This window comes from Rickettsiella grylli (assembly GCF_000168295.1).
Lineage (GTDB): Bacteria > Pseudomonadota > Gammaproteobacteria > Diplorickettsiales > Diplorickettsiaceae > Aquirickettsiella > Aquirickettsiella grylli.
This window is the reverse complement of record NZ_AAQJ02000001.1, coordinates 782,875-803,110: the sequence shown is the minus strand read 5'-3', so window position 1 is coordinate 803,110 and position 20,236 is coordinate 782,875. Positions and strand designations below refer to the sequence as shown.

Below are 20,236 nucleotides of genomic sequence, written 5' to 3'. Positions count from 1 at the left end.
GATGAGTATTGAAGTCAAAGTCCCCATGTTGCCTGAATCGGTTACGGATGCAACGATTGTGACCTGGCATAAAAAACCAGGTGAAACAGTTAAACGGGATGATAATTTAGTTGATCTGGAAACCGATAAGGTCGTTTTGGAAGTCCCTGCATCCGCTGACGGTATATTAGGTGACATTATAAAACAAACAGGCGCCGTTGTGAAAGCAGGTGAAATTTTAGCGTATCTCAACACGGAAAAGGAAGTCACTATGAAACCAGAACAGCCCGCTCATCAAGAAACAAAAATCGAAACTGAAGAAAAAACAAAACACGATAATCGTGCCGAACCGGTGGCAGGACCCGCTGCAAGACGAAGTGCTGCAGAACAAAATCTACCGTTAAAGAATATTACAGGGAGCGGTAAAGCGGGCCGCGTCACACGAAACGATGTATTGCAACACGCCCATTCACCACGTCAAAACCCTTTATCCTCAGAGAGCGATGCACGGTCGTCGTTACGTCATGCAGATGACCGTTTAGAAAAACGAGTGCCAATGACCCGTTTGCGTGCGCGTATTGCCGAGCGTCTTTTAGCCGCCCAACATCATGCTGCGATTTTGACAACCTTTAATGAGATTAACTTACAAAATGTGATTGCCTTGCGTCAACGTTATAAAGAGAGTTTTGAAAAAAAACACGGAATACGTTTAGGATTCATGTCTTTTTTTACGAAAGCGGTTATCGAGGCCTTGAAGCTTTTTCCAGCCGTGAATGCTTCTATTGATGGCAACGATATCGTGTATCATGGTTATTTTGATATTGGTATTGCTGTTTCAACGGATCGTGGGCTGATGGTCCCTATTTTACGTGATGCCGATCGTTTGTCTTTTGCCGATATAGAAAAAACAATTTCCAATTATGGTCGTAAAGCGAAGGAAAATCAGATTGCGATTGAGGACATGACAGGCGGCACATTTACCATTACGAATGGTGGCGTTTTTGGATCATTACTGGCAACGCCGATTATTAATCCGCCGCAGAGTGCAATATTGGGGATGAATAAAATTGAAGAGCGACCGATAGCAGAAAAGGGACAAGTGGTTATTCGACCCATGATGTACGTTGCACTCTCCTATGATCATCGTATTATTGATGGTAAAGAATCCGTCAGTTTTTTAAAAACAATTAAAGAACGATTAGAAGATCCTGCACGTTTATTGATTGATATTTAAGGGTTCGATAATGCTTCTTTCCAAACGACCTGTCAGAACGATCGGTTGTCGTATTAAAAAAAAGTAATCATGAGGAGAAAAATAAATCCATGAATTTACATGAATATCAAGGTAAAGCGTTATTGAGCGAATACGGTCTACCCGTTCCACGCGGTAAGCTCGCAAGTACAGTCGAAGAAGCGTTGGCCGCTACAGAAGCCTTGGGTGGTTCTGCATGGATGGTCAAAGCACAGGTTCATGCAGGAGGAAGAGGAAAAGCGGGAGGCGTCAAGTATGTTACTTCGAAAGAAGCCGTTGCAATTGAAGTAAAACGATTACTGGGTCAGCGCTTAGTGACGCCTCAAACCGATGAAAAAGGACAACCGGTTAACCATGTCTTGATTGCACAACCGTGTGATATTAAACGGGAACTTTATTTAGGCGTCGTGCTGTGTCGAAGTACGCAGCGCATTATCATGATGGCCAGTACCGAAGGCGGCGTTGAAATTGAGAAAGTGGCTGAAGAAACACCTGAAAAAATCGTGAAGGTAATTTGTGATCCTTTACTTGGAGTCATGCCTTATCAAGCGCGCGATTTGGCCTTTCAATTAAAATTAACACCAAATCAAGTCAAAGAATTTACCTCAATTTTATTAGGCTTAGGTCGGCTCTTTGTTGAACGCGATCTGAGTTTGATTGAAATCAACCCCTTAATTTGTGACGAAAAAGGTCATCTAATTTGCTTAGATGCTAAAGTAGTTGTTGATGACAATGCGTTATTTCGCCAACCAGAATGTCGTGCGATGCGTGATCCATCACAAGAAGATGCACGTGAGAACCGTGCGCATGATTGGGAATTAAATTATATCGCGTTAGACGGCGATATAGGTTGCATGGTGAACGGTGCAGGTTTAGCGATGGCAACGATGGATTTAATTAAATTACAGGGGGGTAATCCTGCTAATTTCTTAGATGTTGGCGGTGGCGCTACGCAAGAGCGAGTAGCAGAGGCCTTTAAAATTATCTTATCGGATGAAAAAGTGAAGGGTATATTAGTGAATATTTTTGGCGGCATCGTCCGCTGCGATATGATTGCCGAAGGGATTATAGGTGCTGTGAAAGAAGTCGGTATTAAAATTCCTGTTGTCGTTCGTTTAGAAGGGAATAACGCAGATGTTGGCGCAAAAAAATTATCTGAAAGTGGATTAAATATTATTGCCGCTAAAAGTTTAACCGAGGCTGCAGAACACATCATTGCAGCCGTTAAATCAACGGCCGCCTAATAGGGCGGAAAAAATAAACATTTTTTATTGAAGGTAAAGGTATGAGTATACTAATTGACAAAAATACAAAAGTCATTTGCCAAGGCTTCACAGGAAAACAAGGAACGTTTCATTCTGAACAAGCGATTGCTTATGGTACAAAAATGGTGGGTGGCGTTACTCCAGGAAAAGGAGGCACTCAACATTTAGGGTTACCCGTATTTGATACCGTGGCGGATGCTGTTGCTAAAACAGGAGCTGATGCCAGTGTGATTTATGTTCCTGCGCCTTTTTGTAAAGATTCTATTATCGAAGCCGCTGATGCGGGGATTTCATTCATTGTTTGTATTACAGAAGGGATTCCCGTATTAGATATGCTGGACGTGAAAGTGTATTTGGAAACTAAGAATATAGCGCGTTTAGTAGGACCTAATTGTCCGGGTGTGATTACACCAGGGGAATGTAAAATAGGGATTATGCCCGGTTATATTCACCAATCGGGTCGTGTCGGGATTGTCTCTCGTTCGGGCACCTTAACCTATGAAGCGGTTAAACAAACGACGGATTTAGGATTAGGTCAAAGTACGTGTGTCGGTATTGGGGGCGACCCAATTCCTGGAATGAATTTTGTCGATGTGTTACGTTTATTTCAAGAAGATCCTCAAACAGAGGCTATTTTGATGGTCGGTGAAATTGGGGGTAACGCAGAAGAAGAAGCTGCAGCCTTTATTAAAACCAAGGTGACCAAACCAGTGGTCGCGTATATTGCCGGCGTGACGGCACCTGTTGGAAAGCGGATGGGTCATGCCGGTGCAATTATTTCAGGTGGTAAAGGCACTGCAGCTGAAAAATTTAAAGCCTTAGAAGCAGCAGGGGTTTATACCGTAAAATCACCTACCGATATGGGTAAAAGGATTGCTCAATTATTATGATTTTAAATTCTATTTTACGATCAATAGGCAATACGCCACTCGTTAAATTAGAAAAAATAGTTCCTTTTAAGCAGGTTACACTTTTAGCCAAATGTGAATTTACCAATCCAAGTGGGAGTATCAAAGATAGAATTGTTGATTATATTATTACTGATGCTGAACAACGGGGGGTATTACAGCCGGGGGGGAGCATTGTCGAAAATACTTCCGGTAATACGGGCGCTGCAATTGCTTTATTAGCGGCGATAAAAGGTTACGCGGCCATTTTGACGATGCCCGATAAAGTGAGTTTAGAAAAACAAAATGCTTTACGCGCTTATGGTGCCAAAATAGTCATTACCCCAACGGCTGTACTTCCAGATTCCCCTGAACATTATGTCAATGTGGCTAAGCGTATTGCCGCTGAAACACCGAATAGTTTTCGAATCGATCAATATGACAACCCTAAAAACCCCGAAGCGCATTATCTCAGCACAGCTCCAGAAATATGGCAGCAAACATCGGGTAATATTGATATTTTTATTGCTTCAGGGAGCACTGGCGGAACGGTTTCGGGTATTGGTCGTTTTCTCAAAGAAAAAAATCCGACTATAAAAGTGTTGATGCCCGATCCGATTGGATCAGTTTATTACGACTATTTTAAAACAGGAAAAATTTATAAAAAAAGAAACAATAATTATTTCGTTGAAGGGGTTGGTGAAGATCATATTGCAAAAGCATTGGACTTTTCCGTTTTGGATGATGTTATTCCCTTTAGTGATCCGGATGCGTTTATGATGGCACGGCGTTTGGCGAAAGAAGAAGGCCTGTTAGTAGGCGGCTCCTCAGGCGCTAATGTATGGGCTGCATTAAAAATTGCTGCCGAATGCAATCACCCACGACAATTGTAACCGTGCTCCCTGATAGTGGAATTAAATATCTGAGCAAAATTTATAATGATGTCTGGATGAAAGCGCATCATTTACTTCAATAATCATTGGAAATATCTATCGAAAAGAACTTGCTTCTATTGTTGGTGAAATACTCAGCGTGGAAAAATCGTCAAACTCTCGTTTAAGCGCAATGATTTTAGCGGCATCTTCCAATGCGAGTTGTCGTTCTTTACTATCATTGGCGTCAAAAAAATGGATACCAAAACTTTTTCTCCATTTTTCTTGTACAGTCGAGGCCTTCACGTCAAAAAGTTCTTGCATTCGTTGATAAGAAACGCTATCTTGTACTCCGGTTTGGATACGTTTTAGAAGTTCTCGACGTCCTTCAATTTTTTCTTCTTCGTCTCGTTGCGTTTTATTCCATTCGATCAATTGTTTATTTTTATAAGTCCTAAAGGCAGGATCGTTAGTTAAACGATAAAATTCAGATAATACCTGTTGTAAAAGTGTTAAATGAGATTCAGCGCTTGCTTGTAAATCCAGCGGTAATTTTTTTAAAATAAGTTTTGAAATATCGAGGGAGCTTTCTAAATAATCATCATTAAAAAATTTTAAAAAAGTGCGATGGATAGAGTGCCGCGTGTTTTCTTTCGGAACGTGAACCATATAATTATCTTTGATATAAGTTTTTATTGAAAGAATGCTCGTGTCAACAATAAACGTTATACAGTCAAATGAAAAATCGGAGCTATACTGAAGTGAAGGTTCGGTATTAAAAAGTAATTTTAGTTTATTTAAATTTAACGATTTTTGGGTTAAAGCATGAATAGCAAACCATTGAAATAAGCTGAGCGAATAATCAACGTTCTCAAATTGAGTCAGTAAAAGAAACATCCAATTGTTCTGAATGAATTCTTTTTTTTGTACCGTTTTTTGAAAATTAAATGCAGAGAGGATGAGATAATCGATACGAGCAGATGCATGAGGTAATTTTTTAAAGCATAAACTAAAAAAATAGGAAATATTTTCTTGAAATTTTTCAGAGATTAAAAATTTTTCAAAAAAAATAAACTGTTCCTTTAATTCAAGTTTTAGAATGCGTGAAAAGAAACGAGGATCTTGGTTTTTTAAGCATTGAAATAAAAACGATTCAATAAAAGTGAATGAAAAAAGCAAATCGGGTTGACACAGGAAAATAAAATCAAGCAACCGTTCAATAAGAGGATCGTTTAAATGGGCTTCTAATGAACAATTTAAAAATCGTTGTTCGCATTCTTCTCGGATTAATGAAGAAAAAATGGATTGATAAGCAACTAATTTGTTATCAGGTAAAGATAAAATCAAAGTGAATCTATCTTCAAATTCAAATTTATTTTTTAAACGTTCGCACCATTTTAAATGGCGTAAAGTACAGTTGTTAGGAATTAAACTTAATAAATAGTCCGTATAAACGTGAGAAGGAATGTGGTTGAAGACCCTGTTGAGAAGGGATATATACCCATTTCGATCATTCGGATCAAATTTTTCAAACAAGACTCTTATATGTTCTTTAGTAAAACATTCGAAGTCAGTGGTTAGAATATCTAAAACGATTTCGTTTGCTAATTTTTGTTCTGTTTCTTCTATTGCATATTTTTTTAAAAGATATAATAAATCAGGAAGTTGTACTAATGAAATTTTTTTTTGTCTCTTACTTTTTAGCCCATTAATAAATTGACGACATTGAAAATAAAAAGTGCTTGACGGCGTATACAGTGAATAAAGGTTACAGAGAGGAAGATAGTAACACACTAATAATAGCCAGCGTTGGGGGATTTTATTATCTAAGTGTTCTAAATCCATAAACTCTCCATTTTAGAGCGCGATAGACACTCACTCCATTATCTATTTATTATAACAAAAACCCGTTGATTTAAAATGAAAAAAAATTCTGAAATGAATAAACGTTAATACTAAACATTAAATAAAAAATGGATAATATCACCATCATGAATTTGATACGTTTTGCCTTCTAAACGCCATTTGCCTGCCTCCTTAGCGGCTTGTTCACCCTGATAACGGATGAAATCATCATAGCTTATTACTTCAGCGCGGATGAAACCTTTCTCGAAATCAGTATGGATACACGCTGAAGCTTGCGGTGCAGTCGCCCCTTTACGCACTGTCCAGGCACGGACCTCTTTGACACCTTGTGTAAAATAGGTTTGTAGATTCAGTAATTCATAGCTAGCACGTACTAAACGATCCAAACCCGTTTCAGTCAAACCACAGGCATGTAAAAATTCACGCTTTTCTTCATCATTTAAATCGATGCAATCTTCTTCCAGTTTTGCGCAAATCGGAACAACTTTAGCATGAAAAGAGGCCCCATAGGTTTCTAACTGTTTCAATAAGGGATTATTAAGAAAACCTGTTTCATCAACATTGGCAATGTATAATATCGACTTTAGCGTTAAAAAAGAATAAGGGCGTAATAATAATATTTCTTCGGGGCTCAGTTGGAGTTGAGAGAGTAAACGACCTTGGTTCAATTCAGGAATCATTCGTTCTAATAGGTTTTTTGTTCGTTGCGCCGACTTGTCGTTCGCTTTTATCGCCTTAGTAAGGCGTAATAGGGCTTTTTCAGCGCTTTCTAAATCTGCTAACGCTAATTCGGTATGGATAGTTTGCACATCAGTAATGGGGTTAACGTGATCTGCAACGTGAATGATCTCTGAATTTTCAAAACAACGAACGACATGAAGAATGGCATCGACCTCACGGATATGCGCTAAAAATTGATTACCTAAACCTTCACCGTGCGCTGCACCGTGGACCAAGCCGGCAATATCCACAAATTCCAGTGTGGTTGGAATTATTTTTTGAGGTTGAACTATTTTGGCCAATGCGTGAAGACGCTTATCAGGAACGGGTACGATGCCAATATTGGGTTCGATGGTGCAGAAAGGATAATTAGCGACAGCGATGCCTGCTTTTGTGAGCGCATTAAATAAAGTAGATTTTCCGACATTGGGAAGTCCTACGATACCACATTTCAATCCCATAAACGTTACCTATTACTTTGTTGCGTATGCAAAACGTGCATTGCGCGTTCTGGTTGGCCTTCTGCAAAGAGACGGAGTGTACTGTTTGCGTCTTCGATCGCTTGATTTATACGTTGTTTATCGGCAATAGAAGGGCTACTCAAAACATAATGATGAACCTTATCACGATGACCCGGATGACCGATCCCTAACCTTAAACGCCAGAAATCTTTTGACTGTAAATGCCTCATGATATCTTTTAAGCCATTATGACCACCGTCTCCACCACCGTGTTTATAACGGGCTATACCCGGTAATAAATCGAGATCATCATGGACAATTAAGATAGCTGAAACGGGAATATGGTAAAAATGAGCGATGGCTTTAATTGCACGACCTGATTCATTCATAAAGGTGGTTGGAATGAGGATCCAGCACTTTACCGCAGACAGAGACCACGCTGAGATCAAGGCATGAAACTTATTTTCTCGTTTCAAAGGGGTTAGATCGCGCTGTTGTAAAAGCGTTTCAATCAGCCATGCACCAGCATTATGCCGGCTTTTCGCATAGTCTTTACCAGGATTTGCTAAGCCGGCAATCAATTGTATCGGATGAGATGACATGATACTCAGCGTTCATCTTTATTTTTTTCAGCCTTTTCGTTGTTTTCATGCGTTTCAGTATCTTCTTTGACGTTAATAGCAGGTACTTCAGCTGATTCAGGGGCTGCAGTGAGATCTTCTTCAACAACAGCACGCGGTATATGAATGTTGACTAAGGGGCGGTCTTCTTCATGACTAATCGCAGCGGTTAATTCGACACCTTCAGGCAAATGGAGTTGCGATAACGAAATAGATTCATCTAATCTGAGTTTTGAAACGTCGACTTCGAGATATTCTGGAAGCGAAACGGGTAAACAGCGAACTTCGACACTGGTCAATAACTTCGTTAATACCCCTCCTTCGTCTTTGACACCAGGCGCCTCTGTTTCACCTTTAAAATGCAAAGGAACGGACATCGTAATTTTTTCTTTTGCGGAAACCCGTTGTAAATCCATATGGAGAATATAAGGTTTATAGGCATGCCGTTGCAGATCCTTGAGGACCGCTTTTTGTTCGGTACCTTCAATGTTGATGGTTAAAATATGCGAATAAAACGCTTCATTTTCAAGCGCCCGTAATACTTGATTATGCTCCAAAGAAATAGGCAAAGGAGGTTCTGAGGCGCCGTATAAAATAGCAGGAACGCGGTTCTCAAGACGACGGAGGCGGCGGCTCGCACCTGACCCAAACATCTTCCGAGTTTGCGCTGTGAGTTCAAACGAATGATTTGTTGTTGACATGGATTTCCTCAAAAATTCAAAAAATAAACTGTCCCGCGACTAAGATAGGCCGTAGTTTACGGAAATTTTTAAAAAAACACCAGTATTTTTCGGCTTTCAAGTTTCTCTATTTCTTTAAAGGAGAATGGGGGTAGAATTATTTTTACTTGCATGAAGAGCAGAAATAAACGCACAGATTTATTTAAATGAATAATAAAGAAATAGTATATTATTAAAAATAGAGATTAATTATCATCATTTATGATATTCTGTGATAAGCATCTCGTCGCAATCACAATAAGGATAATAAAACCGTGTCGATTCAAATTCATAATGCGCACGATGCCATTTTTAAGACGTTTTTTACGGATATTGACGTTGCCACCCACTTCATCACGATTTATTTACCCAAACACATGAAACAAGCCTGTGATTTTTCGACGTAAAAGATTGAGCCGGGTCTTTTGTCGACGCAGATCTGAAACAACATCATTCTGATATTTTGTACTCGTTGAAAGTCAATGGGATGTGCGGTTATGTTTATCTCAATCTCGAACATCAAAGCACCGCAGAAGAACTGATGCCTTTTCGCATGCACCGCTATAAAGTGTCCATTATGCAGCAGCATCTAAACCTTGGATACAAAAAATTACCGGTTGTTATTTCGATGCTTTTCTACCATGGGAAAGGTCGGTACCCTTCGCTTAAAGCTCATCGATTGCGTTGAGGACACGCCCTTTGCAAAAGCACATTTCTTTGATGACCCTGCTTGTCGATCTCAATGTACTGCCGGATGAGGAGATCTATCGACACAAAACGCTTGCTTTCTTAGAAATTGTTCAAAAACATATTTTTACCAGAGATCTAGAGGATATCGCCGATCATATTATAAAGCTAATTAAACGGGTGAAGCCTGATCATGATTTGTTCAATCAATTGATATATTATATGTTAGTCAAAGGTGAGACTGCCAATGTGAACCAGGTGATTGAGAAGCTTAAAACCATCGAAGACTATGAGGAAGATATTATGAACGCAGCACAGCAATTAAAACAGCAGTCGTCAGGAAGGTCGGTATGAAGGAGAGTACCGTATATTCAAGATCTAACTCATTAATTAACCAACAAGAGGGTTTTTATAAAACAAACCAGGCATAGAATCTAGTCTTGTTCACTTAATTCTAAGCTTGATGCAAGATTGAAAGCTCCAACCATTTTTTTCATGACATGAGATGAGATAAGGATAAGTTCTTAATACATAATCAATCGACAAACATTGAACTGACGGATTCCTCAGAGTTAATACGACAAATTGTTTTTGCGAGCATATCACTTAAACTCAATTGACGAATTTTTTCGCAGTGTAATGCATCATCACTTAAGGGAATGGTATCCGTCACAACGAGCTCATTGATATAGGAATGACGTATGTCAGCGATGGCGTTACCGGAAAGTACCGGATGTGTGCAATAAGCCGTGATTAAATTAGCACCATTTTCCTTTAAAGCCTGCGCGGCTAAGCAAAGTGTCCCTCCCGTATCTACAATATCATCGACCAATAAACAGTTACGATCGTTAACTTCACCAATAATATGCATCACTTCAGTTCTATTGGGTCCCGTACGTCGTTTATCAATAATAGCAATATCGGCATCGTTAAAACGTTTAGCGATAGCGCGTGCACGAACGACACCACCCACATCAGGCGATACGATAATAAGTTGTTCGTGACCTTTAAAAATCTTTTGACCTTCCATATCTTTCAAAATTTCTGGCGTGGCGTAAACGTTATCAACAGGAATATCAAAAAAACCTTGAATTTGATCGGCATGTAAATCAACCGTCAGTAAACGACTAATCCCTACAGCGGTCATCATATCAGCGACCACGCGTGCAGTAATTGGAACACGCGACGAACGAATGCGTCGATCTTGTCGGCCATAACCAAAATAAGGAACAACAGCAGTAATTCGTTTTGCTGACGCTCGACGCAAGGCGTCAGCCATAATAATAAGCTCCATTAAATTGCTATTAACCGGTGGACAGGTTGGTTGGATAATAAAGACGTCTTGTCCTCGTACATTGACTAAGATTTCTACCATGATTTCGCCGTCACTAAAATGACTCACCGTTGCTTGACCTAATTCCTTATCTAAATGGTTAGCCACTTTTTCTGCTAATGGCCGATTAGCGTTACCCGTAAAGAGCATCATTTCAGACACAAAGAAACCTCATTGTATAAATTAAAAAGGTAGATAAAAAATTGGCTGGGGTGCTAGGATTCGAACCTAGGAATGCCGAGATCAAAACCCGGTGCCTTACCACTTGGCGACACCCCAATTTTTCATTATTACTTGTAAAGGCGACGTGGTTAAGCCTTTACATATAAAACCCCGATAAGGTGCTTTAATTTTTTCCAGTAATGCTTCAGCGGCTATTTTTGTTTCGAGTGTTGCAAAAATACTCGCGCCAGTCCCTGATAAACGAGCAGGAGCATAATGATTTAAGAAGTCTAAACCTTCTGCAATCAAAGGATAATCCTGCCGAACAATGTATTCAAAATCATTCTGCGTAGTGAATGATCCGTTTAAAAAGGTTTGTATTTTGAGGCGTGTTGTGCTGTATGTCAATTGGGGATGTGAAAAAAGTTTTGTTGTCGAAATAGAGACCGGTGGGACCATCACAACAAACCATTTTTCAGGTAATTGAAGCGCTTGTAATTTTTCACCAATCCCTTCAGCCCAACTGGTTTCTCCCTGAATAAATACAGGCACATCAGCACCGAGTGTCGCACCTAACCGTAAGAGTTCGTTGAAGGAAAGTTTAAGTTTCCATAAATGATTTAATACCACAAGCGTAGTTGCGCAATTAGAACTTCCTCCACCTAAACCACCGCCAATCGGAATACGTTTTTTAATAAATATATCGACACCTTTCACATTGGCGGATCTATTTTGTAATAGTTTCGCCGCTTTAATGGTTAAATTATCGTCATGAGCGATAATTGCACCGCTGACAGGATTTAGTAAAGATAAACAGGTGCAATTGATTTGAGGATCTGAACGCAACGTGAAACTTAATTCATCGCAATAATCAACGAGTTGAAAAACCGTTTGCAATTGATGATAACGATTGGGTTGACGGCCTGTCAGATGTAAGAAAAGATTAAGTTTAGCAGGCGCTGGCCAGTACATAGGTTATTTAATGTCCCAATGGTTGAGTGCAACGCGGATTTTCCATTGGCCATTGAACAAATCAAACTGGTCTGGTAAATCAATGTCGCCAAAATGAGTAAAATGTCGGTAAACAATTCGCCAACCCGATTGACGGAGTTGCATGACACGATTATAAGCATCTAAATTCATGGTATAACGGAATTGTGGTGCAGGTAGCCCTCGTAACCAATAGTAAAAATAGGATACGGGTAAACTTAAACCCAGTTGATGCTGCAAGAGTTGTTCCGGATTTTTCGCCTGATAGGTGTATTGAACGGTTTTGAGGCTGACGTGTTGTGAATTTCCAATGAGTACGGCGCTTTGTGTCGGTATAGGTCCAAAAAAGTTGAGTTGATAATGATCACCCATTTGTTTCCAACGAAATGAGGCATTCACCCCATGTCCAATGTTTTCATGAGCAGCGAGATGACCACCCACACAAAAATTTTGAATGGCATTCAGTTGTGTTTTACGCTGCGACCAAGGAAGATAGTGATTGACTTGTTGGGGTTGTAAACGTTTTGAAGGAGTTAATGTAAAGCTTGCGCAGCGACTTAATAAAAGAGCTAAAAAAACGATGTTAATTTTTTGTATAAAAATTTTACAATAAACGATAAATTTTGCATTAGAATTGACGTGTTTACACATTAAAAGTTCCTATGCACTAAAAAATAACGAATTCGCATAACACATTACACCGTGTGAATGCGAAATTCTATTCAAAAAGTGAGGATTGAAACATTTTATGCGTCTGACGCGTATCTATCAAGCACACGCTTTAAATACAGGACAGATTATTTCGTTATCTCAAGAGGCGGCACATCATTTAATTCGCGTACTTCGTTTGCAAGTGGGTGACGAATGTATCATTTTTAATGGTCAAGCTGGAGAATTTCAAGCGACAATTATTGAACGAATTAAAACGACAGCGCGGGTGAAGCTCGGTGAGTTTAATGCAATAAACCGTGAATCACCTTTGCAAATTACTTTAGTGCAAGCAATACTCCACTCGGATAAAATGGACTATCTCTTGCAAAAAGCTGTCGAGCTTGGCGTAACGCACGTTATTCCATTATTAACGGCACATAGCACCTTAAAATTAACGCCCGACCGATGGGAAAAACGTTACGTGCATTGGCAAGGAGTGATGCGTGGGGCGTGTGAACAATCTGGAAGAACAAGGATACCCATCTTAGAAAATCCAATGACCTTCGATGTCGCTATGATGGCCCTCAAGGCTGAAACGCGTATTATTTTGCAACCCGCGGCTAAAAAAATGCTTCATTCCTTACCATTTTGTCAGCGTGTTGTTTTATGCATAGGCCCGGAAGGGGGGTGGTCTCTGAACGAATTGGACAGCGCACAAAAAATGGGGTTTCAAGCCATGAAAATGGGTCCGCGTGTATTACGTTCAGAAACAGCAGGCGTGGTGGCCATGAGTCTATTGCAAGGCTTATACGGTGATTTATGACCGAAAAACGGGGTCAGTTAAGCATCGATAGGTTTGATGGGGTCGTTTTTTGAACAGGGACGACAGAAGACTCTATTTAGTTTAGGATAGGACTGTTAAAAAAATGTAAAGGATACAGATGCTTGTTACCATCGGAGTGATTTTGATTTTTCAAATGATATATCTAAACTTATTTCATGCGTACTTTGAAGATTTACAGGATAAGCATAGGCATTATAACGCATTAACAAGTGATAATTATGGTAAAAAGATCAAAATCGATTGTTGACCCTCATGCGGCGCGAGAAGCACGTAAATATGATAACCCGATTCCAAGTCGTGAGTATATTTTAGATTATTTAAAAAAATGTGACCATTTGATTAAGCGCAAAGAATTGAGTCAACAATTGGGCTTAACGGATTCCGAACAGCAAGAAGCGTTGCGACGCCGCTTGCGAGCAATGGAACGGGATGGACAAATTGTATTAACACGCCATGAAGGTTATGGATTACCGGACAAAATGAATTTGGTACGAGGTCGAGTGATAGGTCATCGAGATGGTTTTGGTTTTTTGGTCCCGGATGATGGAAGTGACGATCTCTACTTAAGCGCACGACAAATGCAATGTGTTTTTCATGGTGATAGAGTATTAGCACGTGTTATTGGAACAGATAGACGTCATCGTCGTGAAGGTGCTATCACAGAAGTCTTAGAACGAAACACACCCTCATTGGTAGGACGGTTTTTTAAAGAAAAAGGGGTCGCTTTTGTTGTCCCCTCAAATAACCGGATTACACAAGATATTTTAATTAGTGTTGATGATTCAAATGCAGCGATTTCGGGTCAAATTGTGGTGGTTGAAGTCACACAGTTTCCGAGTTTTCGTCAACAAGCGATTGGTCGTATTACAGAAATATTAGGCGAGCATATGGCGCCTGGCTTAGAAATAGAAATAGCCATCCGGAATTACAATTTGCCACATGTTTGGCCCGATTCGGTAAAAAAAGAAATCGAAGCGTTACCGACCGATGTATTGCCTCATGACGAACAAAATGACCGGATTGACCTAAAAGCACTTCCTTTTGTAACAATCGATGGCGCTGACGCAAAAGATTTTGACGATGCCGTGTATTGTGAACCTCAAAAAAAACAATGGCGTTTAATCGTAGCCATTGCGGATGTGAGTTATTATATTAATCCACAAAGTGAATTAGATAAGGAAGCCGAAGCCCGTGGAAATTCAGTGTATTTTCCAAATAGTGTATTGCCGATGCTCCCAGAGGTTCTTTCTAATGAGCTGTGCTCTTTAAAACCTAACGTCGATAGGCTGTGCATGGTGTGTGATATGCTCATTTCGAATCACGGTGAACTGAAACGATTTAAATTCTATCCGGCAACGATCCATTCTAAAGCACGTTTAATTTATAATGACGTTTCTGCTTGGCTAGAAGCAAATAAATCGCCCTCAAATTACAAAAATTTATTTCCCCATCTACAAAATTTGCATCGCCTTTATCAATTGTTACGTCAAGTTCGTGAAGCACGCGGAGCCATTGATTTTGAGACCACAGAAACACAAGTTATATTTGGCCCGAATCGAAAGATTGAACAAATCATTCCAACCGTTCGCACGGTGGCACATCGTATGATTGAGGAATGTATGCTTCTTGCCAATGTGGCGGCTGCGAAATGCTTACTCAAAGCTAAAATCCCCATTTTATATCGTATTCATGCACCACCTGTGGCAGAAAAATTAATCGATTTAAAACGTTTTTTGGCTGAATTGGGTTTGCGTTTTCCCGGTAAACAGCAGGTTAAACCTGAAGATTATTCACATTTATTAAAAATCATTGAAAAAAGGCCGGATGCGCATTTAATTCAAACGGTATTATTGCGTTCGTTAAGTCAAGCGATTTATAGTCCAGACAATAAGGGACATTTTGGTTTGGCATTTGATGCCTACACGCATTTTACGTCACCTATACGACGCTATCCTGATTTAATGGTTCATCGCGCAATTCGCCATGTGCTCGCGAAACGTAAACCTCAAAACTTTTTTTATGACAAAATTACGATGGTCCGCCTCGGTGAACATTGCTCAACCACAGAAAGACGGGCGGATGAAGCAACACGTGAAGTGCTTGATTGGTTAAAATGCGAATATATGCGTGACAGCGTGGGCGAAATTTTTAATGGTATTATTACGCATGTAACGGGTTTTGGTTTTTTTGTAGAATTAGAAAATATTTATGTGGAAGGTTTAGTCCATGTGAGTGCACTGCATAATGATTATTATCAATTTGATGCGAATCGACATTGTTTGCAAGGCGAACGGACTGGAATAAAATACCGTATAGGAGATAGATTAGCCGTACGCGTGGGACGCGTTGATCTTGATCAACGTAAAATTGATTTTGAATTAATCGAGTCAACCGTTCAAAAAACTTCCAAAAAAATTAAAAAAGTTAAAAAACGAAAATAATTTTTGCTTTTTCTTATGTTTTTTAAGAGGATATAAAGCATTCACCATGCGTAATCAACCTGAAAAAGAATTTATATTTGGTTTTCACACGATCACGGCCTTATTAAAATCAGCACCACAGAAAATTGATACGCTTTATTGTCGAGAAGACCGTCAGGATAAACGAGTCCAGTCGATTCGAAATCTAGCAAAGTTGCACGGTATTCCTATAGGAACGTTGTCTAAAGTGCAATGCAATGAAATAGCACCGAACGCGGTTCATCAAGGTGTGTTTGCTAAAATAAAAAAAACATCACGGTTAAATGAACAGGATTTAATGATTTTTTTGCATCATCGTCTGCACAATAACCTGAATCCACCTTTTTTGTTGGTATTAGATGGTGTTCAAGATCCTCATAATTTAGGCGCTTGTTTACGTTCTGCGAATGCAGCCGGTGTAGACGCCGTCATTATTCCACAAGATCGCGCCGTTAATAAGACACCTATCGTGCAGAAAACAGCAGCTGGTGCTGCTGAAGTAACCTCACTTTTTACGGTGACTAATTTAGCAACGTGTTTGGAAAGATTGAAAAAGTGTGGAATATGGTGTTATGGTTTGGATCAATCAGGCACACGGCTCATTTATGATGCGCCATTGACAGGTCCATTAGCGCTCGTATTGGGTGCTGAAGGCAAAGGTTTGCGTCGTTTAACCAAAGTGTGTTGCGATGATTTGGTGGCTATCCCGATGGTCGGTACAGTCGGTAGTTTAAATGTTTCTGTTGCTGCGGGGGTTGGTTTATTCGAAGTCGTTAGACAAAGACAATAAAATTGAACTATGGTAGTATTTACCCGCCATGGCGAATGGCAATAGATATACAATACAGTTCAATTGATGTATAAAACCTAACTTTATATTTAAATTGTAAGGAGATTGTGGATATGTGTCGTAAATTTTTCCCAGCGATAGTCGTTATTATTGCGGTGTTGATGGCTATTGCGGCGAGTCTGGCTAAACCGGATTCTGTGGATACGGTCGTCATGGTTTCTCGTTTTTTTGATATTATGCTACCCATTTTAGCGGTGGGTGGTTTGATCAAATATTTATGTTGCTCTCATTCACACAAAACGTGTCATTGTGGTTGTGAAAACTGTAAGTTATGCAGTAAAAAATAAATCATTTATTTTTACTACGCTCTCCCTTATATCCCATGACTTTTACCGTGTACCGTGGACAGTGAAAAAATAAAATAAATTGAGACATGTTAAGCAATAGGATAGCCGTTTCACAGCGTGATACAGCCTACATGCAGCTCGCTTTAAATCAGGCTGCGCATGCAAAACGATCGCATGAAGTTCCTATCGGCGCTATTTTAGTATGGAACGACCACGTGATTGCGACAGCCTATAACCAAACGCTAACGCGTTGTGATCCAACAGCGCATGCTGAAATTGTCGTGTTACAGGAAACAGCGAAACAACTCAAAAATCATCGTTTATTAGATGCCACACTGTATGTTACTTTAGAACCTTGTTTAATGTGTGTAGGAGCGATGATCCAAGCGAGGATTAAACGTCTTGTATTTGGTGCCTACGATGCCCGTTTAGGCACAATCATGCATCAATTACATCGCTTAAAAGGTCTTAATCATTCTTTTGAAGTGGCGGAGGGTGTTTTATCGGAGGCTTGTTCAAAAGAATTAAAGCAATTTTTTAAATACAAACGTTGTCGACATGGAGCGTGAGCGTTTGTTTTTGGGTCACTGCTTTCAACGTTTTTATGTTATAAAAGGGTCAATGTTGAATAAAGAGTGAAAATTTTATTCAGTTTTTTGCTCGGTTGTTTATAGTCTACATCCTAATTACTTTATGCTAATATAACCCATGACACTTATTTTACATTAATGGTTACCGCGTTTTTGTAGAGTTAACTCACGTGGTGTTAGTTTTTTCAGAAAAATTGATGTGATAAAAATGGGAGTGATGCGTTTGGTTTTTTTAAAATGATAAAGATGGACGAATGAATGATCAGGAAAAATTTTGAATGTATGGTTTTGCGGTTTAAATAGAAGCTACAGATTAAAAAGTAGGAGGGATGGCTGAGTGGTTGAAAGCAACGGTCTTGAAAACCGTCAAGGAGGCAACTCCTTCCAGGGTTCGAATCCCTGTCCCTCCGCCAAAAAAATGAAATTGACAAGAGGAGTTGGCATTCTATGATTAACGTCGTTATCGTTGACGATCATGCGCTGGTGCGTTTAGGTATGAAGCGATTGTTGGAGGATGTTCGTGATATTGCTGTCGTTGGTGAAGCTGAAAATGGTGAAGATGCGATTAATTTGGTCAAAGAAACGAAACCTGATGTCGTTTTGATGGATTTAAAAATGCCAGGAATCGGCGGCTTAGATGCAACACGTCGTTTAATGCGTGTTAATTCTAAACTTAAAATTATTGTGGTTACGGTCTTTAGTGAAGGTCCTTTTCCTGATCGCTTAGTGCGTGCTGGAGCGGCAGGATATATTACTAAAAATACCAGCGCTGAAGAGTTAATTACAGCGATCCGTAAAGTAGTTGCTGGCCAAGTTTATATTACTTTAGAAATTGCGCAAAAAATGGCTTTGCGTCAGGTCTCTGATGCATCCAAATCACCTTTCGCTCAACTTTCTGAACGCGAACTACAAGTGATGTACATGGTGACACACGGTACTAAAGTCAATGGTATTGCAAAGAAACTTTGTTTAAGTCCTAAAACCGTGAATACGTATCGCTACCGTTTGTATGAGAAATTAGGTGTACATAATGACGTTGAATTAACCCACCTTGCGTTACGTTATGGTTTACTGGAAGAGGAAGAAGGTTATAACGATAAATCACAAGAATCCCCTCCGGTTTAGGAAGTGAATGCAGTAACAGCCGTTGCTGAATTTTTGAGTAGTGTGCAAAAATCTTTTTCCTTGATGGTATCTAAGTCAAATTCTCTATTTATCGATTTTTTTGAAGATGTGACAAAAATAATATCGTCACGCGTTTTATCTATACTATGTAAATAGTTTTTTAACTGTGACAGCAAACTCGACGGCGCGGGTTTAAATAATGTCGTTATTAAATTTTGAGGCGATTTAATTAAAGCTTCATAAAAGTAAGATAAGCAAAGATAGATAGTCCCATGATTTTGCGCTAAAACATGATCGGCTATTGTGTCAGAAAGTGTGCTGATAGCGAGCGGTTCAGCCGGAATGTTTTGAGGTAATTTTTCTAAAAATTGGACATAGACCTGATTAAACGGGAAAATAATAAAATTAAATAAAATTTTTTGAGCATGAAGTGCATTCGTATTACCAACAAAGTAAATTGATTTTCCTTGGTGGATAAGTTTAATGAGCGTGTTGAATAGTTCACTCGATTTGCTATTGAATTCTATTAAAGAATTCCAGGCGGATTTTATTGCATTTTTTAAAATTTCAATTCTTTCGGGATTGGATGCATTAAGATTCTTTGCTAAACCTATAAATTTTAATAATTCAATTAAAAATTGATGAGACGTATATTTTCCTAAGTTAAAATCGGCGACCAGTTGAGATTGAAGAATCGCTTGAAGTTGTGTGCTAAAATTTTTTAACACTTCTTTTTCTTCATCTATATTTAACAGATCATCAATACTAATTCGAGGGTGTTTATTAAATTTTATGAATAAGGATAACGGGACAATGAAAACATTTTTTTGTTTCAATAGTATGTTTGGCATAAAAATCCCTCTCTATTTTTATTTAAATCCCAAAAGCCCTACTTTACATATTATAGGATAAGCTGACAAGTAAAATGGAGTCAATAGTCAGGGGGTTAAAAATACGGTAAAAAATGTTATAACGGACCAATAAATAATCAAAAAAAAGACAAAAAACTATTTTTTTAGCATAAGTTTTGGCTTTGAACTATGCTTCGTTGGCTGGGATTGAAAAAGATGGGTTTGTATACGTTAATGAACGTTCTCAGTAAACGTCCTCCCATTACCCTTCATCCATTTTTTAACTTAAAGGAGGTTTTTTAATGTCTTTATTAAAACCAGCCGTCATATTATTTTTGCTTGTTTTTTCATTAAGTCCTGTTTGGGCACAGGAGAGTGATTGTTGTGCGCAATTACGTCAAGAAGTGCAAATGATTAAAGAACAGCTCAAAATGCAACAAAATCAACAAATCAATATCTCTAAAGCGCTCACTCAGCAGGAGACCACGAGCAAAACTGGCTTCAAAGGCGTCGGTGTTTTAGTGGATGCGTTAGCGACTCAATTTCCTAATTTACCCGCGTTAAAAACAGTGAAACAAATTTTTGACAATATTAATAAATAAAGGTTTTAATCCCATCATACGTTTATTTTATGGTCAACGAGATTACCCCCGGGTTTAACCGGGGGTAATCTCGTTCGATAGTTGACAAATGGAACATTGAAACGGTTATATCACTTGAATTGTTCAAGAGTTATGCGGAATATAACCTTTTGGTTAAATGAAAA

The 20,236-nt window shown here is 39.1% G+C and carries 21 protein-coding genes, 2 tRNA genes and 1 pseudogene; 15 read left to right on the top strand and 9 right to left on the bottom strand.

Annotated elements, in window-relative coordinates; translation table 11 throughout:
* The first annotated feature begins 1 nt into the window (after window position 1).
* From odhB to RICGR_RS03765, 4 genes are all read left to right on the top strand, one after another.
* Complete coding sequence (gene odhB / locus RICGR_RS03780) at window positions 2-1,213, top strand: 2-oxoglutarate dehydrogenase complex dihydrolipoyllysine-residue succinyltransferase (RefSeq protein ID WP_006035876.1); 1,212 nt, start codon at window positions 2-4, stop codon at window positions 1,211-1,213.
* 89 nt (window positions 1,214-1,302) lie between these two features.
* Window positions 1,303-2,475, top strand: coding sequence for an ADP-forming succinate--CoA ligase subunit beta (sucC, locus tag RICGR_RS03775; RefSeq protein WP_006035297.1), 1,173 nt, complete (start codon window positions 1,303-1,305; stop codon window positions 2,473-2,475).
* 41 nt (window positions 2,476-2,516) lie between these two features.
* On the top strand, window positions 2,517-3,386 hold the full coding sequence (sucD, locus tag RICGR_RS03770; RefSeq protein ID WP_006035775.1) for a succinate--CoA ligase subunit alpha: 870 nt from the start codon (window positions 2,517-2,519) through the stop codon (window positions 3,384-3,386).
* Window positions 3,383-4,276, top strand: a complete 894-nt coding sequence (locus tag RICGR_RS03765; RefSeq protein ID WP_240992216.1) for a PLP-dependent cysteine synthase family protein — start codon at window positions 3,383-3,385, stop codon at window positions 4,274-4,276. Before sucD ends, RICGR_RS03765 begins: the two co-directional genes overlap by 4 nt.
* Before the next feature lie 96 nt (window positions 4,277-4,372).
* On the opposite strand, the gene RICGR_RS03760 is transcribed toward RICGR_RS03765, so the two are convergent.
* The 4 genes from RICGR_RS03760 to RICGR_RS03745 all read right to left on the bottom strand — a co-directional run bounded on the left by RICGR_RS03760 (window position 4,373) and on the right by RICGR_RS03745 (window position 8,623).
* On the bottom strand, window positions 4,373-6,100 hold the full coding sequence (locus RICGR_RS03760) for a hypothetical protein (RefSeq protein ID WP_006035230.1): 1,728 nt from the start codon (window positions 6,098-6,100) through the stop codon (window positions 4,373-4,375).
* 110 nt (window positions 6,101-6,210) lie between these two features.
* Entirely contained in the window at window positions 6,211-7,302 is a 1,092-nt protein-coding gene (gene ychF / locus RICGR_RS03755; RefSeq protein ID WP_006035512.1) for a redox-regulated ATPase YchF, read from the bottom strand.
* 5 nt (window positions 7,303-7,307) lie between these two features.
* Complete coding sequence (gene pth / locus RICGR_RS03750) at window positions 7,308-7,904, bottom strand: aminoacyl-tRNA hydrolase (protein WP_006034914.1); 597 nt, start codon at window positions 7,902-7,904, stop codon at window positions 7,308-7,310.
* 5 nt (window positions 7,905-7,909) lie between these two features.
* Window positions 7,910-8,623, bottom strand: coding sequence for a 50S ribosomal protein L25/general stress protein Ctc (locus tag RICGR_RS03745; RefSeq protein WP_006035637.1), 714 nt, complete (start codon window positions 8,621-8,623; stop codon window positions 7,910-7,912).
* A gap of 293 nt (window positions 8,624-8,916) precedes the next feature.
* On the opposite strand from RICGR_RS03745, the gene RICGR_RS08035 reads away from it, so the two are divergent.
* From RICGR_RS08035 to RICGR_RS07485, 3 genes and pseudogenes are all read left to right on the top strand, one after another.
* Window positions 8,917-9,048, top strand: a complete 132-nt coding sequence (locus tag RICGR_RS08035) for an Rpn family recombination-promoting nuclease/putative transposase (RefSeq protein ID WP_081441685.1) — start codon at window positions 8,917-8,919, stop codon at window positions 9,046-9,048.
* Between the two features lie 23 nt (window positions 9,049-9,071).
* Window positions 9,072-9,329, top strand: a pseudogene (locus RICGR_RS08030) (Rpn family recombination-promoting nuclease/putative transposase); the annotation flags it as partial.
* An 11-nt stretch (window positions 9,330-9,340) separates the two neighbouring features.
* A complete protein-coding gene (locus RICGR_RS07485; protein ID WP_240992215.1) occupies window positions 9,341-9,682 on the top strand; it encodes an Rpn family recombination-promoting nuclease/putative transposase in 342 nt (113 codons plus the stop codon).
* A 181-nt stretch (window positions 9,683-9,863) separates the two neighbouring features.
* Here the strand turns inward: RICGR_RS07485 and RICGR_RS03735 are convergent, their stop codons facing one another.
* The 4 genes from RICGR_RS03735 to lolB form a co-directional block, all read right to left on the bottom strand.
* Complete coding sequence (locus RICGR_RS03735; protein ID WP_240992263.1) at window positions 9,864-10,814, bottom strand: ribose-phosphate pyrophosphokinase; 951 nt, start codon at window positions 10,812-10,814, stop codon at window positions 9,864-9,866.
* A gap of 51 nt (window positions 10,815-10,865) precedes the next feature.
* Window positions 10,866-10,940: transfer RNA gene (locus RICGR_RS03730), tRNA-Gln, on the bottom strand.
* Window positions 10,920-11,795, bottom strand: a complete 876-nt coding sequence (gene ispE / locus RICGR_RS07690; protein WP_006035475.1) for a 4-(cytidine 5'-diphospho)-2-C-methyl-D-erythritol kinase — start codon at window positions 11,793-11,795, stop codon at window positions 10,920-10,922. Before ispE ends, RICGR_RS03730 begins: the two co-directional genes overlap by 21 nt.
* Before the next feature lie 3 nt (window positions 11,796-11,798).
* Complete coding sequence (gene lolB, locus RICGR_RS07480; RefSeq protein ID WP_006034887.1) at window positions 11,799-12,464, bottom strand: lipoprotein insertase outer membrane protein LolB; 666 nt, start codon at window positions 12,462-12,464, stop codon at window positions 11,799-11,801.
* Between the two features lie 97 nt (window positions 12,465-12,561).
* Between lolB and RICGR_RS03720 the strand changes: the two genes are divergently transcribed.
* The 7 genes from RICGR_RS03720 (at window position 12,562) to uvrY (ending at window position 18,619) form a co-directional block, all read left to right on the top strand.
* Complete coding sequence (locus RICGR_RS03720; RefSeq protein WP_006035571.1) at window positions 12,562-13,287, top strand: 16S rRNA (uracil(1498)-N(3))-methyltransferase; 726 nt, start codon at window positions 12,562-12,564, stop codon at window positions 13,285-13,287.
* A 239-nt stretch (window positions 13,288-13,526) separates the two neighbouring features.
* Window positions 13,527-15,749: a ribonuclease R gene (rnr, locus tag RICGR_RS03715; RefSeq protein WP_006035405.1), complete on the top strand. Its 2,223-nt coding sequence runs from the start codon at window positions 13,527-13,529 to the stop codon at window positions 15,747-15,749.
* A 46-nt stretch (window positions 15,750-15,795) separates the two neighbouring features.
* Window positions 15,796-16,557 (top strand): 23S rRNA (guanosine(2251)-2'-O)-methyltransferase RlmB, encoded by a 762-nt coding sequence (gene rlmB, locus RICGR_RS03710; protein ID WP_006034806.1) that lies wholly within the window; start codon window positions 15,796-15,798, stop codon window positions 16,555-16,557.
* Window positions 16,558-16,670: 113 nt separating this feature from the next.
* Entirely contained in the window at window positions 16,671-16,904 is a 234-nt protein-coding gene (locus RICGR_RS03705) for a hypothetical protein (RefSeq protein ID WP_006035363.1), read from the top strand.
* Window positions 16,905-16,990: 86 nt separating this feature from the next.
* Window positions 16,991-17,473 carry a tRNA adenosine(34) deaminase TadA gene (gene tadA, locus RICGR_RS03700; protein ID WP_006034758.1) on the top strand — a complete coding sequence of 161 codons (483 nt, stop codon included), beginning with the start codon at window positions 16,991-16,993 and terminating at the stop codon, window positions 17,471-17,473.
* A 344-nt stretch (window positions 17,474-17,817) separates the two neighbouring features.
* Window positions 17,818-17,907: transfer RNA gene (locus RICGR_RS03695), tRNA-Ser, on the top strand.
* Window positions 17,908-17,941: 34 nt separating this feature from the next.
* Entirely contained in the window at window positions 17,942-18,619 is a 678-nt protein-coding gene (uvrY, locus tag RICGR_RS03690; protein WP_006035331.1) for a UvrY/SirA/GacA family response regulator transcription factor, read from the top strand.
* Here the strand turns inward: uvrY and RICGR_RS03685 are convergent.
* The gene (locus tag RICGR_RS03685; RefSeq protein ID WP_006035933.1) at window positions 18,616-19,470 is read right to left on the bottom strand and encodes a hypothetical protein; all 855 of its coding nucleotides are present in this window, start codon (window positions 19,468-19,470) and stop codon (window positions 18,616-18,618) included. The genes uvrY and RICGR_RS03685 overlap by 4 nt on opposite strands.
* 302 nt (window positions 19,471-19,772) lie before the next feature.
* Here RICGR_RS03685 and RICGR_RS03680 point away from each other — a divergent pair, with 302 nt between their 5' ends.
* Window positions 19,773-20,072, top strand: a complete 300-nt coding sequence (locus RICGR_RS03680; protein WP_040615153.1) for a hypothetical protein — start codon at window positions 19,773-19,775, stop codon at window positions 20,070-20,072.
* The last annotated feature ends 164 nt before the right edge of the window (window positions 20,073-20,236 follow it).